Origin of the sequence: Amycolatopsis regifaucium (assembly GCF_001613935.1) — a bacterium.
Lineage (GTDB): Bacteria > Actinomycetota > Actinomycetes > Mycobacteriales > Pseudonocardiaceae > Amycolatopsis > Amycolatopsis regifaucium.
The window spans coordinates 225226-241136 of sequence record NZ_LQCI01000012.1; the positions used below are offsets into that span (position 1 = coordinate 225226).

Genomic DNA, 15911 nt, shown 5'->3' on the forward strand with positions numbered 1-15911 from the left:
TGATGGGTAACCCACTGACCGCGCCCAAGTCCCACCGATGTGGTGTACACCTCTCTTTGTTTTAAGACGATCGTCCAGGTAGTTTTTGTGACATGAGTGCGTACCTACTCCTCGCTTTGGCCATCGCCGCAGAGGTAACCGCGACGGTGTCGTTGAAACTTTCCGAGGGGTTCAGCAAGGTGGGCCCGTCGATCGTCGTGGTCGCCGGATACGTCATCGCGTTCGTGGCGCTCGCGTACGTTCTGAAGGCGGGCGTGCCGGTGAGCGTGGCTTACGCGATCTGGGCCGCGGCCGGTGTCGCGCTGGTGGCGGCCGTCGGCATCGTCTTCTTCAAAGAGCCGGTCAACCTCGCGGTGCTCAGTGGACTGGCGCTGGTGATCGGCGGGGTCGTGTTGATCGAGGCGGGGAGCGCGCACTAAGTGAAGATCCAGGTCGACGGCCGGAAGGCGCGGGGCGAGAAGCGGCGCGAGGAGATCATCGCGGCCGCGCTGCGGGTGATCGAGCGGGACGGCGTCGCCGGGGTCACCCATCGGACGGTCGCCGCCGAGGCGGGCGTGCCGACCGCTTCGACGACCTATCACTTCTCCAGCCTTGACGACCTGCTGATCGCGACCCTCATCTCGTGCGCGAGGGATATGGCGACCGAGGTCTACTGGATGATCGACAGGGCCCGCTCGCGCGGCAGCCGCGGCGCGGAAGAGGTCGCCGGACTGCTCGCGCAGGCGCTGGGTCCCCAGCGCGGGCGGACGATGGCGGAGTACGAGCTGTACCTGCTCGCCGCGCGGAAACCCGAGCTGCGGCCCGCCGCGCGGCGCTGGCTGGACGTGCTGACCTCGATGGTCCGGCACGACGACGAGGTCGCGTTCCGGGTCTTCCTCGCCGGTATCGACGGGCTGCTGATCCAGGGCCTCATCGACGACGAGCCGCCGTCCGCGGAGGAGCTCCGGCCGGTGGTGGATTACCTGCTGAAACCCCGTTGACCAGCCGGGTAATTTTCGGATCATGCGGACTGTCGGTGCTTGCGAACTGGACGACGACCCGGCGCGGGTGGACCTCGAAGTGGTGTGGAAGTTCCTCTCCACCAGTGCGTACTGGGGCAAGTGGCGCGACCGGGAGATGATCGAGAAGGTCGTCAGGAACGCGTGGCGTGTCGTCGGCGCGTACGAGACTTCGACCGGCCGTATGGTCGGCTTCGCGCGGGCCTTCTCGGACACCGTCGGCAGCGCCTATCTCGCGGACGTCTTCGTCGTCGAGGAAGCGCGCGGCGCCGGGCTCGGCAAGGAGCTGGTGCGGGAGATGATCGACAACGGGCCGGGCGCCGAGTTCCGGTGGATGCTGCACACCGCCGACGCGCACGAGCTGTACCGCCCGTTCGGCTTCGGTGATCCGGCGGACGGCCAGTACATGGAGCGGCCGCGGCCCGGTGGACGGGTCTAGAGCGGGCAGATGTCCGTGAAGGCCTCCTTCCCTACTTTGAGCGTAGGGAAGGAGGCCTTCACGGAAAGCCGTTCAGTCCTTGTTTTCGTGAAGGGCCGTCAGGGTGGCTCGAGCGATCGCGTGGCTGAAGAGGTTGAAGCCCAGGAAGGCCGGCGTAGCGTCTTCGCCGACTTCCAGCTTCTCGACGTCGACAGCGTGCACCGCGAAGATGTACCGGTGCGGACCGTGTCCGGGCGGCGGGGCGGCCCCGAGGAATTGCTTCACGCCGCCGTCCCCCTTCAGGGTGACAGCGCCCTCCGGCAGGCCGGACCCCGCCTCGTCGCCCGCGTTCGCCGCCAGCGCGGTCACCGAAGCGGGGATGTTGAACACCGCCCAATGCCAGAACCCACTCGCCGTCGGGGCGTCCGGGTCGTAGCAGGTCACGGCGAAGCTCTTGGTCTCCGCGGGGAAGCCTTCCCAGGACAGCTGCGGGGACCGGTCTTCGCCGCCCGCGCCGAAGATCCCGGACAGCTGCGGCGTCGGCAGGAAGCCGCCTTGCTCGATGTCGTTGCTGCTCAAGGTGAAGGCAGGCAGATCGGGCAGGAAGTCGTACGGATCGGGTGCCTGCGGCATGCGTCCTCCTGGTCGTGGAACCGATGACCGGACCAGGTTATGACCCCGAGGACCCCGGTGCGGGATCAGGGACGATTCCGGGGGTTACCCCTATGTCCTTCCCGGCACGTGGCCCTTAGCGTCGAGGCACACGAAAACCTGCTCTGGAGGGACTCAAGACCATGGCGCGCCCACTCCTCGCAATCGGAGGCATCGCCTTGATCGGCGTCGGTGTCCTCACCGGCCTCGGCTGGTGGTGGCCGTCCGACGCGGAGGCGACCGCCGAGCTGCCCCAGTCGATCAAGAGCGTCCGGGTCGAGAACGACGAAGGCGCCGTCAAGATCCGCACGGGCAGCGGGCCGACGAAGGTGCACCAGGAGTTCTCGTACCGTTGGAACAAGCCGGGCGACGCCTACCGCGTGGAGGGCGACACCCTCGTCCTCGCCGGCTGCGGCACCAGCTGCGAGGTCCGCTACGACGTGATCGTCCCCGCGGGGGTCCCGGTCACCGGACGGGTCGACTCCGGTGCGGTGGAGATCGCCGGAGTGTCTACTGTGGACATCACGGTCGACTCCGGCCGCGTCGAGGTGAGCGACGTCGCGGGCCCGGTGAAGGTCAAGGCCGACTCCGGTCGCGTCGAGCTGAAGAACCTCGGGCAGGACGTCACCGTCGACGCGAGTTCCGGTTCGATCAAGGGGGAACGGCTCGGCGGCAACGTCGAAGCGCGGGCGAACAGCGGCCGGATCGAACTCGAACTGGTCAAGGCCGCGAACATCACGGCGCGCAGTGACAGCGGTTCGATCGAGGTCACCGTGCCTTCCGGCGAGTACAACGTCAGCGGCACCACCGACAGCGGCAGCCGCGACATCGGCGTGAACCAGTCCGGTTCGGCCACGCACAAGCTCGATCTCACTACCGACAGCGGAAGCGTCAAGGTCAACGCGGCCTGACGGACTTATCGGGGGAAACACTTTCTCATGGGGAACACGGAGAAGCGCGTCCTCGGCGCGCTCGCGCTCGGCGCGCTGACGGCCTTCGGGATCGTCGGCTGCACAAGCGAACACCGCGAGACGCTGAGCGACGGCTCGCCGGTCACCGAGCAGATCACCGCGATCCGCGTCGATGTCCCGGTCGGCGGCGTCACGCTCCGGGTCGAGGACGGCGCACCGGTCTCGCTGCGCCGCGAAGTGACCTACACCGGTCGCAATCCCGGCAAGACGTACAGCGTCGACAACGGCACCCTGGTGCTGGGCGGCTGCAGCCAGTGCGGCGTGGACTACGACGTCGTGGTCCCGCGTGAGCTGGCGATCTCCGGCGGTATCGGCACCGGCAAGATCACGCTCACCCGCGCCGCCTCGGTCGATCTGCACGGCGACGTCGGGGACCTCAAGGTGCAGAGCGCTTCCGGGCCGGTGAAACTGCGCACCGGCACCGGCGACATCGAGGTCGGTCTCGCCAAACCCGGCGCGGTCACCGCGGCCGCCGAGGTCGGCAAGATCACCGTCACCGTCCCGGACGGCACGTATCAGGTCCGCGCGAAGTCGGAGGTCGGCGGCGTCGAGACCGGTGGTGTGCGGCAGGACCAGGCTTCGCCGAACGTCCTGGACCTCGACGCGGGCACCGGCAAGGTCACGGTGAAGGCCGCATGAAAACCAAGGTCCTCGCCGCCGTCACCGCGCTGACCCTGCTGCCGCTTTCCGCGCTGCCCGCGTCCGCGGCACCGCGGATCGACTGGAAACCATGCGCGACCGAGTACGCGCCGACGCTGGAATGCGCGAGCCTCCGGGTGAGCGGCGTCTTCTCGATCGCGCTGGCGAAACTGCCCGCGACCGACGCCGGGCGCCGTGTCGGTTCCCTGCTGACGAACCCCGGCGGACCTGGCGGCTCCGGGGTCACCGTGCTCAAGTACGGCGGCCGGGGGTTCGCGCTGGACAAGCCGGAAATGGCCGAGGTGCGGCAGCGGTTCGACGTCATCGGCTTCGACCCACGTGGTGTCGGGGCGAGTACCCCCGCCATCGCCTGTGGTCCGGATCTGCACGATCCGGCGGTCAGCCGGTTCCCGAAGAACCGCGCCGACTACGAAAAGCTCATCGCGCACAACCGCGTTTCCGGTGCCGAGTGTCTCAAGAGGACCGGACCGGCACTGTCTCAGGTAGATACTTGGCGCGCGGCCGACGACGTGGAGTCGATCCGGACAGCCCTCGGTGAACCGAAGGTGAATTGGCTCGGTGTCTCCTACGGTTCGGAACTCGGTGCCGTGTACGCGGAGAAGTACCCGAAGCGCGTCCGCACGATGGTGCTCGACGGTGCCGTCGACCACTCCCGGCCGACGCGGCAGGCGATCCTCGACGAGACCATCGCGACCGAAGGCGCGCTCAACGACTTCGCGAAGTGGTGTACGACGTCGGCCGAGTGCGTGCTTCGCGGCAAGGACGTCCTCGCGACCTACGACGCCCTCATGCGGACACCGGGGGGTGTCCCGGCGAAGGAACTCGGGCGGAACTTGACCGCCGAGGAGATGTCGGCGGGGATCTACGGCGGCCTGATCCTCCCGGCTTTCTGGCCGGCGGTGGCACAGGGGATCGCCGATTCGACGGCGGAGAAGCCGGACGCGTCCGCGCTGGCGCCCTACGCCCAGCTGGACCCCTCGTACGGCGCGTACCGCGCGATCGGGTGTCACGACTTCGGCGCACCCTTCACCTCCTACGCCGACATGAAGGCGATGCAGGGGTTGGTGAAGACCCTCGCTCCGCACGCCTGGCGCTACTCGGAGTTCTGGGACATGGCGAGCGGCTGCGCGGGCTGGCCCGTGGCGTCGGCGTACCTGCCCCGGCCGCAGCAGGTGCGGGGCGCTGCGCCGATCCTCGTGGTCGGCGGCGAACACGACCCGGCGACGCCGCTGGTGTGGGCACGGGGGCTCGCGCGGAACATCGAGAACTCGACGTTGCTGGTCGACGCCGGATACGGGCACACCGGGCTGCTCAACTCGGCCTGTGTGCGCGACGAAGAGGTGAAATACCTGGTGAGCGGGGTCACACCCGCTCCGGGCAAGGTCTGCCGGTAAGCCGGGAACAAGACGCCCTGGTCGCTCGTTGAGCCGGGTACAAGGTTGAGTGCAGTCGGCTCAAGTACGGCTTGACGGAGACCGCATCATCCCGATAGAACTTGCGTAGCACCCACTCAAGGTGGGGGTGAACGTGCAGGTCACGAATAGCAGGAGGAACACACCATGGCGCGAGCGGTCGGCATCGACCTCGGCACGACCAACTCGGTCGTCGCTGTCCTTGAGGGCGGCGAGCCGACGGTCATCGCCAACTCCGAAGGTTCACGCACCACCCCGTCCATCGTCGCCTTCGCCAAGAACGGCGAAGTGCTGACCGGCCAGCCGGCCAAGAACCAGGCCGTGACGAACGTCGACCGGACCATCCGGTCGGTCAAGCGGCACATCGGTACCGACTGGAAGACCGAGATCGACGGCAAGGCCTACACCTCGCAGGAGATCAGCGCCCGTGTGCTGATGAAGCTCAAGCGGGACGCCGAGGCCTACCTGGGTGAGACCATCACCGACGCGGTCATCACCGTCCCCGCCTACTTCGAGGACGCGCAGCGGCAGGCCACCAAGGAGGCCGGGCAGATCGCCGGCCTGAACGTGCTCCGCATCGTCAACGAGCCCACCGCGGCGGCGCTGGCGTACGGCCTGGACAAGGGCGAGAAGGAACAGACCATCCTGGTCTTCGACCTCGGTGGCGGTACGTTCGACGTCTCGCTGCTGGAGATCGGCGAGGGCGTCGTCGAGGTCCGCGCCACCTCCGGTGACAACCACCTCGGTGGTGACGACTGGGACGAGCGCATCGTCACCTGGCTGGTCGACAAGTTCAAGTCGTCCAACGGCATCGACCTGACCAAGGACAAGATGGCGCTGCAGCGCATCCGCGAGGCGGCGGAGAAGGCGAAGATCGAGCTCTCCAGCTCGAACTCCGCCAGCATCAACCTGCCGTACATCACCGTGGACGCGGACAAGAACCCGCTGTTCCTCGACGAGCAGCTCTCCCGCGCCGAGTTCCAGAAGATCACCTCGGACCTGCTGGACCGCACCAAGGCGCCGTTCAACAACGTCATCCGGGACGCCGGGATCGCCGTCGGCGACATCGACCACGTCGTGCTCGTCGGTGGTTCCACCCGCATGCCCGCCGTCGCCGAACTGGTCAAGGAGCTGACCGGCGGCCGCGAGCCGAACAAGGGCGTGAACCCGGACGAGGTCGTCGCGGTCGGCGCGGCGCTGCAGGCCGGTGTGCTCAAGGGTGAGGTCAAGGACGTCCTGCTGCTCGACGTGACCCCGCTTTCGCTGGGCATCGAGACCAAGGGCGGCGTGTTCACCAAGCTCATCGAGCGCAACACCACGATCCCGACCAAGCGTTCGGAGATCTTCTCCACCGCGGACGACAACCAGCCGTCGGTGCAGATCCAGGTGTTCCAGGGTGAGCGCGAGATCGCCGCGCACAACAAGAAGCTCGGCATGTTCGAGCTGACCGGTCTCCCGCCCGCGCCGCGTGGCGTGCCGCAGATCGAGGTCACCTTCGACATCGACGCCAACGGCATCGTGCACGTGACCGCGAAGGACCTGGGCACGAACAAGGAACAGTCGATGACGATCACCGGTGGCTCGGCGCTGCCGAAGGACGACATCGAGCGCATGGTCAAGGACGCCGAGGCGCACGCCGAGGAGGACAAGAAGCGTCGCGAGGAGGCGGAAACCCGCAACCAGGCCGAGACGCTCGTCTACCAGACCGAGAAGTTCGTCAAGGACAACGAGGACAAGCTGCCCGACGAGCTCAAGGGCAAGGTGAAGACCGCGATCGACGAGGCCAACGAGGCGCTCAAGGGCACCGACTCGGCGAAGATCCGTGAGTCCATCGAGAAGCTGAACACCGCTTCGCAGGAGCTCGGCACCGCGCTCTACGCCAACGCGGCGGGCAACGCCGCCGACGGTGCGGCCGCGGGCGAAGGCGCCACCGGCGCGGCCGGTGCCGGTGCGGGTTCGCAGGCCAAGGCCGACGACGTGGTCGACGCCGAGATCGTCGAAGAGGACGAGAAGGACAAGAAGTGACGGAACGCTACGACGAAACCGAGGGCCGGGGCCCGGACGATCCGGTGGTCGTGCGGGACCGTCGCCGGGTCGATCCGGCGACCGGTGAGATCCGTCAGGCCGCCCCGGCCGCTGAACCCCAGGATGGCCCGAAGCACGCCGCTCCCACCGAGGAGCCGGCGGAACCGACGCCGTCGGCCGCGACCCACGCGGGCCCCGGCCTCGGGGACTCCATCGTGGACGATTCGGTGTCGGTGGCCACCGGTCTGGAGAAGGAGCTGGCGGAACGCACCGCGGACCTCCAGCGGCTCCAGGCGGAGTACGCCAACTACCGCAAGCGGGTCGACCGTGACCGCGAGCAGGTCGTCGCCGGTGCGAAGGCGTCGGTCGTCGGCGACCTGCTCCCGCTGCTCGACGACCTCGAGCGCGCGGAGCAGCACGGCGATCTGACGGGCGCCTTCAAGGCGGTCGGCGAGAAGCTGGTCGCCAGCCTGCAGCGCTCGGGACTCGAGCCGTTCGGCGCCGAGGGCGAAGCCTTCGACCCGAGCGTGCACGAGGCCGTCCAGCACAGCACGTCCCCGGACGTCGCGGGCCCGACGGTCACCACGGTCATGCGCCGCGGTTACCGCTTCGGCGACCGTGTGCTGCGCGCGGCGCTGGTCGGGGTCACCGATCACGAACCGGGTGCGGCCCCCGCGGCCGCCCCCGCACCGGAGGCGCAGGCCACCCCGGTGGATCCGCCCGTCGGCGGCGAGCTGCCGCTCGACGGCGAGCTCTTCGATGAAAACAACCGCTGATCGGCGAAACGGCGCGAGAGGAGGAGACGTTCGGTGAGTGCACGGGAATGGATCGGTAAGGACTTCTACCGTGAGCTGGGCGTCTCCTCCGACGCCACCGCGGACGAGATCAAAAAGGCCTATCGCAAGCTGGCCAAGGAGAACCACCCCGACGCCAACGCGGGCAACGCGGAGGCGGAGAAGAAGTTCAAGGCGGTCTCCGAGGCTTACGGCGTGCTTTCGGATTCGTCCAAGCGCAAGGAGTACGACGAGGCCCGGCGCCTCTTCGGTTCCGGCGGTCCCGGTGGCTTCGGTTTCCCTGGCGGCGGTGGCGCCGGCGGTTTCGACGTCGGCGATATCTTCGGCCAGGCCGGTCAGCAGCAGGGCGGCTTCGGCGGGCTCGGCGACATCCTCGGCGGTCTCTTCGGCCGCCGCGGTGCCGCCGGTGCCACGGCGAACCGGCCGCAGCGCGGTTCGGACGTGGAGACCGACGTCCGGATCGACTTCACCGAGGCGGTCAAGGGCGCGACCCTGCCGCTGCGGTTGTCGAGCCCGGCGACCTGTTCCACCTGCGGCGGGAACGGCGCGAAACCGGGGACTTCCCCGAGGACGTGTTCGACCTGCCAGGGCAGCGGGCTGGTCAGCCGGAGCCAGGGCGCGTTCGCGTTCTCCGAGCCGTGCCGCGACTGCCGTGGCCGCGGCACGATCATCGACGACCCCTGTCCGGAATGCGCTGGCGAGGGCATCAGCACCCGCACCCGCACGCTGACCGTGCGGATCCCGCCGGGCGTCGCCGACGACCAGCGGATCCGGCTCGCCGGCCAGGGTGAACCGGGCAAGGGTGGCGCGCATCCGGGCGACCTGTACGTCCGCGTGCACGTCGCACCGCATCCGGTGTTCGGGCGGCAGAACCTCGACCTGACGATCACCGTGCCGGTGTCCTTCGCGGAACTGGCCCTCGGCGGCACGATCACCGTGCCGACCCTCGAGGGCAAGGTCTCGCTGAAGGTGCCGCAGGGTACGGCGAGCGGCCGCGTGCTTCGCGTGCGTGGCAAGGGAATCGCGAAACGGGACGGTGCGCAGGGCGATCTTCTGGTCACCCTGCAGGCGGCCATTCCGTCCAAATTGGACGACAAGGCCCGTGAGGCGCTGGAAGCCTACGCGAAGGCCACGGCCGACCACGACCCGCGACCGGAGATCACCGAACTTCTCGAAGGCAGGTGAGCATGATGTTCGGCGGGCTGCCGCACGGTGCGGACGAAGACACGCCGGTGTTCGTCATCTCGGTGGCGGCGCAGCTTTCCGGGATGCACGCGCAGACCCTCCGGTCCTACGACCGGCAGGGTCTCGTGTCCCCTGGCCGGACCTCCGGCGGTGGCCGCCGCTATTCCATGCGGGACATCGCGTTGCTGCGCGAAGTGCAGCGACTGTCCCAAGAGGACGGTGTCAACCTCGCGGGCATCAAGCGGATCATCGAACTGGAGAACCAGGTCGACGCGCTGCGGAGTCGGATCGCCGAACTGACCGAGGAGCTCACGGCCGCGTACGTCGCCGCCGAACAGACGGCCGCGGCCGTGCACGCCTCCTACCGCAAGGACCTCGTGCCCATGCGGCAGCAGACCGCCTTGGTGATCTGGAAGCCCAAAAAGCGCATTTAGTCCTCTAAATGCGCTTTGGCATTTAGAGGACTGAATGCGTTCTACTGGCCGGGGACCAGGGCGCGCAGTTGCTGGACCTCGCCGGTGCGCGAGTCCATGATCCGCTGGGCCAGGGCCTTCGACTCCGGGTTCTTGCCGTCCTTCAGCTCGGTCCTCGCGAGCGCGACCCCGTTGTGCTGGTGCGCGACGAGGATGTCCACGAAGTCGAGGGTGAAGTCCCCGCCATCCTTTTTGGACAGTGCTTCGAGCAGCCCCTTGTCCGTGAGCCCGTCGCCACCGTGATGGTGGTGCGCGTGCGGGTCCATCGAGCCGGTCTCGGGTTTGCCCCAGGACTTCAGCCAGTTCCGCATGTCGGAGCTCTCGGTCTGCTGCGTCGCCTCGATGGCGGCCGCGAGATCCTTGAGCGGCTGTTGCTGTCCCTGTTTCGTGTGCACCAGCTTGACGATCTCCACGCCCTGGTTGTTGTGGGCGAGCATCATCTGCAGGAACATCACGTCGGCGTCGTTGTACTCCGCGGACGCCGAGGTGCCCGTCGCCGACTGGGGAACCGGGGAGATCGGGGCACCGGCGGTGGTGGGTGAGCCATCACCGGTCCCGCAGCCCGCGAGAGCCACGAGACCGGCGACGAGTATCAGGCCGAACTTCACTGGCGGGTCCCCTTACTGCCGGGTCCACAGTGCCGGGGTGTTCGGCGGTTCCCAGCCTTGGATCGCCGTATGCGCCAGCTGGCAGCGGTAGGACGCGCCGCCGTAGGTCACCGTGTCGCCGACCGAGTAGGCCGACCCGGCCGCCCAGGTGCCACCCGCGGGCGGAGTCGTGGTGCTGGTCGGGGGATTCGACGTGCTCGGCGGGTTGCTGGTGGTCGGCGGATTGCTCGTCGTGGGCGGGTTCCCGCCGCCGATCTGCAGGTCGATGCAGCTGTAGAAGGCCATCGGCGTATCCGCGATGTTCCAGATGGCGAGGACCTTCTGACGGCCGCTGAAACCGCTCAGGTTCACCGTGTGCGACGTCGGGTCCTTCGGCGCGGAGTTGTTTCCGCTGATGTCGGCGATCTTGGTGCCGCCGATGTAGTACTCGTAGTTCGTGGTCCGGTGGTAGGCGGTGAACTTCCAGTTGAAGGTCACGCTGTTGCCGACCGAAGCGGCGGGCCACGACTTCGATTCGTCGTTGAGCTGCGCGAACCCCGGCACACCGCCGTTGCAGCTCCGGAGTCCCTTCGGACCTTCGACGCTCTGCGGTTCGTAGGTGATGCTGCCGCAACCGGAGACCTTGCCCTGTGCGCAGTTCGCCTGACGGCTGGGTGGGGACAGCACGTAGCCGTGCGCGCTGGCCACCTGCGGGATGGCCACGATGGCGATCGGCGCGAGCACCGCACCGGCGGCGGCTGCCATGAGCTTACGTTTGACGGTCATGCCGGCTCCTGGGATGGAACGACGGTGTTCCCGCGAGGGGGAGCAATGTGGTCTAGACCATAGATCCGCCGGTGACCAACGGTCAATGATTCACCGGCCCACTGCTGCGTAGAGCCCAAGTGGAACAGCCGATCGGCCTAATACGAAGGAACCCCCGGGTCAATCCAGGGTGAAGGGGTCGTACTTGATCCGGGCCAGATCCGTCCCGGTGGCGAGCAGTTTCGCGATCGTCGCGCGAATCATCGACGGCGAACCGGCGACGTAGACGTCACGGTCCGGCCACTCTCCGCGCTGCGTGACCGCCATGGCCAGCGTGCCGCGGTCGCCGCCGGGAAGGGTGCCTTCCTCGGTCACCGGGGTCACCGTGAGCCAAGGGCAGGTGACGGTCAGCTCGCGGAGGTCGTCGAGGGCATAGAGGTCTTCCGGCCTCCGGCCACCGAAGAACAGGTGCACCGGCGGGTTGTGGCGCCAGCGGGACATGTCGTCGAGCAGGGCGAGCAGCGGCGCGATCCCGGTACCACCGCCGATCATGAGCAGCGGGCGGCTTTCCGTGTGGTGCACCGAAAGCGCGCCGAGCGCGGGGCCGATGCGCCAGACGTCGCCGACCCTGGTGTGATGGACGATCGCGCGCGAGACCCAGCCGCCGCGCACGGCGTGCACGTGGAACTCCAGCGTTCCGTCGTCGTGCGGCGCTGTCGCCGGTGAGAAGTACCGCCACATCCGGGGGCGCTGCGGGACTTCGACGCTCACGTAACCCCCGGCCCGGTACGGCAGTGGCTGGTCGGTGCGCACCTTGATGACGGCGACGTCGCGGGAGACGCGGCGGTGTTCGACCACCGTCGCCTTCCACCACGCCGGCCCGATCTCCTTGCCCGCGGCCTCGCGCATGCTTTTCGAAATGACGCCGTACGCGGTGACCCAGGCGTCTTCGACCTCAGGCGTCCAGTCGTCCTTCAAGAACCGTTTCAGCGCGGTGATCAGCGCGACGCCGACGGCATCGTAATGGCGGCCGAGGACATCGAACTTCCGGTGGTCCCGGCCGAGCTGGCTGAGGAATGTGGACAGTTCGTCCGGCCGGTCCACCATCTGTACGGCGTAGACGAGGGCGCGCAGCAAACGATTTCGTTGCGTGGCCATGTTGATCGGGAACAACGCCCTGGCGTCCGGCGAAACCGAGAAGAGCACCCCGTAGAAGTACTGGGACAGCTCCTCGGCTTTCGTTTCGACGGCGGCGAAACTTTCCCTGATGAGCTTGGCCGGCTGGATGGTCTTGTCCGCCGCCGGTGCTTCGACCAGTGGCGGAACGGGAACCGGTGGCGAAGATCTCGGCGAACCAGGCGGCTGTTCGTACTTCACTGTTTCGGCAGTCATGGGTGAACGATTTTCTCCAGTTGGATCGGGCATATTCTCCAGACCCGATGTCATCGTGCTCGTGTTCCCCCGAAGGTTCCCGACTGTAGGCCCGGCCGCGGAAAAAGGATCCGATAATCGTTGTTTCCCGCTCGAACGGAGCAAACGATGTACGCGCCGTAAACCCCAGCTGGCACTCGGTGAAGATGATCAAATGACCGGATTTTTTCCTTGTCCACCAGGTCTTTTCGCCAGTTCGAAGCAAAGCGTGATCCGCCGATCGGGTGGTGTTTCTCCGTGATTACCCGGTCGCGTAACAGCACTCGGCTGTCCCCATTGTGGAATCACATTAGAACGGTGGCGGAAAGGGCCGCTAGTCGATGGTGAAGGGGTCGTACGCGATCTGGTCGAGCGCACTGCCCGCGACCAGCATCCGGGACACCGTCGCCCGGATCATCGTCGGCGAGCCGGAGACGAGAATCCGGTGCCCGGGCCAGGATCCGTGCTGGGTAACGGCTTCCGCGAGCGTGCCCTGTACGCAGCCGGGGGCTTCGTCACCGCGTTCGACCACCGGGGTAACGGAGAGCCACGGGTTCGTGGCGGCGAGGGCGCGCAACTCGTCGAGGTCGTAAAGGTCCTCACGCGACGGTCCACCGTAGAACAGCCGAACTTTCGGGTTCTCGCCCCATTGCGCCAGGTCGTCCAGAATGGCCCGCAACGGCGCGATACCCGTACCGCCCGCGATCATCAGCACGTCGCGGCGGTCGGTCCGGTCGACCGAAAGCCTGCCGAGCGGCGGGCCGAGCCGCCAGACGTCGCCCGGCTGCGTGTGGCTCACGATGGCGCGGGACACCCAGCCGCCGTCGACGGCACGCACGTGGAACTCGATGCCGCCGTCCTCGCGTGGAGCGTTCGCCGGGGACAGATAGCGCCAGAGCCTCGGCCGCTGCGGTACTTCGACGCTCATGTACTGGCCGGGCTGGTACGGCACCGGGTATTCGGGCTGGACGCGGACCAGCGCGAGGTCCCAGGTGAGCCGCCGGTGTTCCAGCACGGTGGCCGACCACGACGCCGGGTTCACGTCGGCCGCGGCGGCCTCCTGCATCGCGCGGGCGACGATGGTGAACGCCTCCGCCCAGGCCCGTTCGACCTCCGGTGTCCAGTCCGGACCGAGGTGGTTCTTGAGCGCGGCGAGCAGTGCCGTGCCGACGGCCTCGTAATGCCGCGGGATGACGCCGAACTTGCGGTGGTCGCGGCCGAGCTGGGTCAGGAACGGCACGAGATCATCCGGCCGGTCGACCATCTGGACGATGTGGACCAGCGCGCGCACCAGCCTGCCGCGCTGGACCTCCATGTTGATCGGGAAGAAGTCCCGGGTGGCGGGCGCGAGGGTGAACAGCATGCCGTAGAAGAACTGGGAGATCTCCGGGATGAACGGCTCCGACTTCGCCCAGGTGTCGCGGATGAGCCGCACCATCGCGGTGACCGCCGGCGGGGCTGCCCTCGGCGCCGAAGACCGGGGAACCGGGCTGACCGCGTCGGCTGTCACGGGCTGGGGGTCGCTGATCGGGAAGTGCATACCGGAACGGGATTCCGATGGTTCACGAACGGAGGGCGACTGGAGAAGAATTCACGGATCATTCACCCCTCCGGTCAGTGGTTGTCGGCCGGTCGGGCTTGGTTCCGGCCTGTCCGCGAGACTAGCCGCCGAGAGCCCTTTTGCCCGCATCGTTGCTCCGGACGGGTGTAGCCGAAGGCCGGGGTGAGTGGGCGATCTCACGAGGTAAACAGTTGTCTTACGCAAGCTTCGCCGAATAAAGTTGTACTGTACAAGTAGCTGGGAGGCATCGATGAGCTCCGCCGACGACGCCAGGGTCGAGCTGATGCGCGAGCTGAAGGCCGCCTCTCAGCTGCAGCACGCCTGGATCATGCAGGCCTGGCAGGACGACCCCGGCCTGCATCCGGCCGCCGCCATGCTGCTGTCCGACCTGGCGAAGCACGGGGAAGCACGCCCGTCGGAATTGGCCAAACGGCGCTTTGTGGATCTTTCGGTGGTAAGCCGGCAAATCTCCCAGCTGTCCGCGGCGGGGATGGTCGACCGCCGTCCCGCGCCCGAGGACGGCCGCGCGTCGATCATCAGCGTCTCCGAGCGGGGCCGGGCGGAACTGAACCGCAGGCGGGCCGGTTATCTGGCCTTCATGGAGCGTGCGCTCGGTGACTGGGACGAGGAAAAGATCCTGGAGCTGACCACCCGCCTCGCCGAGATGAACGCGGACATCCGCGCCGTCCTCTCCGTACCGGCGTGCGAGGTCTGACCCCGCCGGTACCTACCCGCCGGTCTTGACTGAACGGACCTTTCGTAGCGCTGTCACCCCGGTAACGTCGATGTTCGTGCGGAGCCGGGTCGCGTTGCTGGTCGCCTTGGGAATCGACAACTTCGGCTCGGGACTCTTCCTCCCACTGGGCCTCGTCTTCGTCATCCGGGTGGTCGGTCTGCCCCTCGCCCAAGCGGGGACGGCGGTCACTCTCGGTGCACTGGCGGGTTTGCTCGTCCCCGCGCTGGCGGGGCGGCTCGTCGATCTGTTCGGCCCGCGCACGGTGATGATCTGCGCCCATCTCCTGCAGGCCGCCGGGGTGGCCGCGTACCTGCCCGCCGCCGGCTTCACCGGCGTCGTCGGCGCGTCGGTCATGCTCGCGGCCGGGCAGCAGCTGTTCTACAGCTCGCAGTTCTCGCTCATCGCCGACGTCGCAGGTGAAGGTCCGAAGGACCGGCCGTTCGCCGAAGCCGCGATGGTGCGCTCCGCGGGCTTCGGGCTCGGCGGGCTCGCGGCGGCCGGGTTGCTGGTGTGGGCCGGACGCGAGGGCCTGTACGTCGCCGTCATCGTCGACGTCTTCACGTTCGTCGTCGCTGCGGCCATCCTCGCGACACTGGTGCCGCCGCTCCCTCGCCGCACCCGGCGGCTTTCGGGATCGGCCAGGGTGTGGCGGAATCGTCCCTACCTCGCGTTGATCGTGTTCAGCGGGCTCTTCGCGCTCACGATGGACTTCTTTCTCATCGGGATGCCGGTGTACGTCTTCAACGCGCTCCAGGGGCCGCGGTGGCTGCCCGGCACGATCATCGCCCTGCTCACCGTCGTCACCAGTCTGGGTGGTGTCGTCGCGTTGCGGGTCACCCGGAGGCTGACCCGGATCGCCGCGATGCGCGCGGGGTCGGCGTTGTTCGCGGTGTGGTGTCTGGCGTGCCTCGCGGTGGTGTTCGTGCCGAAGGTCTTCCAGCCGGTTTACCTGCTCGGCGCGACCCTCGTGCTGGCCGCGGGCGATCTGGCGTTCGGCCCGCGGTCCGGGGCACTGGCCGAAGCCGCGGCACCGCCGGAGGCGCGGGGGCGCTATCTGGCGGCCTTCCAATACGCGTTCACCCTCGCCGCGGTGATCGCGCCGACCGTCGTCGCGCTGTTCTCCGTGGCAGTCTGGATCCCGTGGGTGCTCGTCGCCGCGTGCGCCTGCGCCGCCGTCGTCGGCCTCGGCCGGGTGGGCCCGCGCCTCCCCGCGGAGGCCGTCTCGCCGGGCGGGGGCGGACCGATTCAAGGTTGAGCGGAACAGA

Annotated in this window: 17 protein-coding genes; 12 read left to right on the plus strand and 5 right to left on the minus strand. The window is 68.0% G+C overall.

Features of this window, described 5'->3' with window-relative positions:
• The first annotated feature begins 92 nt into the window (after positions 1-92).
• From AVL48_RS15535 to AVL48_RS15545, 3 genes are read left to right on the plus strand one after another with little or no spacing between them, the layout of a single operon-like run.
• Complete coding sequence (locus tag AVL48_RS15535; protein ID WP_061981797.1) at positions 93-419, plus strand: DMT family transporter; 327 nt, start codon at positions 93-95, stop codon at positions 417-419.
• The gene (locus AVL48_RS15540) at positions 420-980 is read left to right on the plus strand and encodes a TetR/AcrR family transcriptional regulator (RefSeq protein WP_061981798.1); all 561 of its coding nucleotides are present in this window, start codon (positions 420-422) and stop codon (positions 978-980) included.
• Between the two features lie 22 nt (positions 981-1002).
• A complete protein-coding gene (locus AVL48_RS15545) occupies positions 1003-1437 on the plus strand; it encodes a GNAT family N-acetyltransferase (RefSeq protein ID WP_061981799.1) in 435 nt (144 codons plus the stop codon).
• A gap of 72 nt (positions 1438-1509) precedes the next feature.
• Here the strand turns inward: AVL48_RS15545 and AVL48_RS15550 are convergent, their stop codons facing one another.
• Complete coding sequence (locus tag AVL48_RS15550; RefSeq protein ID WP_061981800.1) at positions 1510-2049, minus strand: YbhB/YbcL family Raf kinase inhibitor-like protein; 540 nt, start codon at positions 2047-2049, stop codon at positions 1510-1512.
• 161 nt (positions 2050-2210) lie between these two features.
• Between AVL48_RS15550 and AVL48_RS15555 the strand changes: the two genes are divergently transcribed.
• From AVL48_RS15555 to AVL48_RS15585, 7 genes are all read left to right on the plus strand, one after another.
• Positions 2211-2978, plus strand: a complete 768-nt coding sequence (locus tag AVL48_RS15555; protein ID WP_061981801.1) for a DUF4097 family beta strand repeat-containing protein — start codon at positions 2211-2213, stop codon at positions 2976-2978.
• A 27-nt stretch (positions 2979-3005) separates the two neighbouring features.
• A complete protein-coding gene (locus tag AVL48_RS15560) occupies positions 3006-3677 on the plus strand; it encodes a DUF4097 family beta strand repeat-containing protein (RefSeq protein WP_061981802.1) in 672 nt (223 codons plus the stop codon).
• Positions 3674-5092 (plus strand): alpha/beta hydrolase, encoded by a 1419-nt coding sequence (locus AVL48_RS15565; RefSeq protein WP_061981803.1) that lies wholly within the window; start codon positions 3674-3676, stop codon positions 5090-5092. Before AVL48_RS15560 ends, AVL48_RS15565 begins: the two co-directional genes overlap by 4 nt.
• A gap of 165 nt (positions 5093-5257) precedes the next feature.
• Positions 5258-7135: a molecular chaperone DnaK gene (gene dnaK, locus AVL48_RS15570; RefSeq protein ID WP_061981804.1), complete on the plus strand. Its 1878-nt coding sequence runs from the start codon at positions 5258-5260 to the stop codon at positions 7133-7135.
• Positions 7132-7911 (plus strand): nucleotide exchange factor GrpE, encoded by a 780-nt coding sequence (grpE, locus tag AVL48_RS15575; RefSeq protein ID WP_061981805.1) that lies wholly within the window; start codon positions 7132-7134, stop codon positions 7909-7911. Before dnaK ends, grpE begins: the two co-directional genes overlap by 4 nt.
• 33 nt (positions 7912-7944) lie before the next feature.
• The gene (gene dnaJ / locus AVL48_RS15580) at positions 7945-9114 is read left to right on the plus strand and encodes a molecular chaperone DnaJ (RefSeq protein ID WP_061981806.1); all 1170 of its coding nucleotides are present in this window, start codon (positions 7945-7947) and stop codon (positions 9112-9114) included.
• A gap of 5 nt (positions 9115-9119) precedes the next feature.
• The gene (locus AVL48_RS15585; RefSeq protein ID WP_208616280.1) at positions 9120-9548 is read left to right on the plus strand and encodes a heat shock protein transcriptional repressor HspR; all 429 of its coding nucleotides are present in this window, start codon (positions 9120-9122) and stop codon (positions 9546-9548) included.
• A 41-nt stretch (positions 9549-9589) separates the two neighbouring features.
• Here AVL48_RS15585 and AVL48_RS15590 read toward each other — a convergent pair whose 3' ends face one another.
• The 4 genes from AVL48_RS15590 to AVL48_RS15605 form a co-directional block, all read right to left on the minus strand.
• Positions 9590-10195, minus strand: a complete 606-nt coding sequence (locus tag AVL48_RS15590; RefSeq protein ID WP_061981808.1) for a DUF305 domain-containing protein — start codon at positions 10193-10195, stop codon at positions 9590-9592.
• Between the two features lie 12 nt (positions 10196-10207).
• Positions 10208-10960, minus strand: a complete 753-nt coding sequence (locus AVL48_RS15595) for a lytic polysaccharide monooxygenase (protein WP_061981809.1) — start codon at positions 10958-10960, stop codon at positions 10208-10210.
• Positions 10961-11119: 159 nt separating this feature from the next.
• On the minus strand, positions 11120-12331 hold the full coding sequence (locus AVL48_RS15600; protein ID WP_143104826.1) for an FAD-binding oxidoreductase: 1212 nt from the start codon (positions 12329-12331) through the stop codon (positions 11120-11122).
• Positions 12332-12683: 352 nt separating this feature from the next.
• Positions 12684-13889 carry a globin domain-containing protein gene (locus tag AVL48_RS15605; protein WP_177242325.1) on the minus strand — a complete coding sequence of 402 codons (1206 nt, stop codon included), beginning with the start codon at positions 13887-13889 and terminating at the stop codon, positions 12684-12686.
• A 271-nt stretch (positions 13890-14160) separates the two neighbouring features.
• On the opposite strand from AVL48_RS15605, the gene AVL48_RS15610 reads away from it, so the two are divergent.
• On the plus strand, positions 14161-14625 hold the full coding sequence (locus AVL48_RS15610) for a MarR family winged helix-turn-helix transcriptional regulator (protein WP_061981810.1): 465 nt from the start codon (positions 14161-14163) through the stop codon (positions 14623-14625).
• A gap of 76 nt (positions 14626-14701) precedes the next feature.
• On the plus strand, positions 14702-15901 hold the full coding sequence (locus tag AVL48_RS15615; protein ID WP_143104825.1) for an MFS transporter: 1200 nt from the start codon (positions 14702-14704) through the stop codon (positions 15899-15901).
• Positions 15902-15911 lie beyond the last annotated feature (10 nt).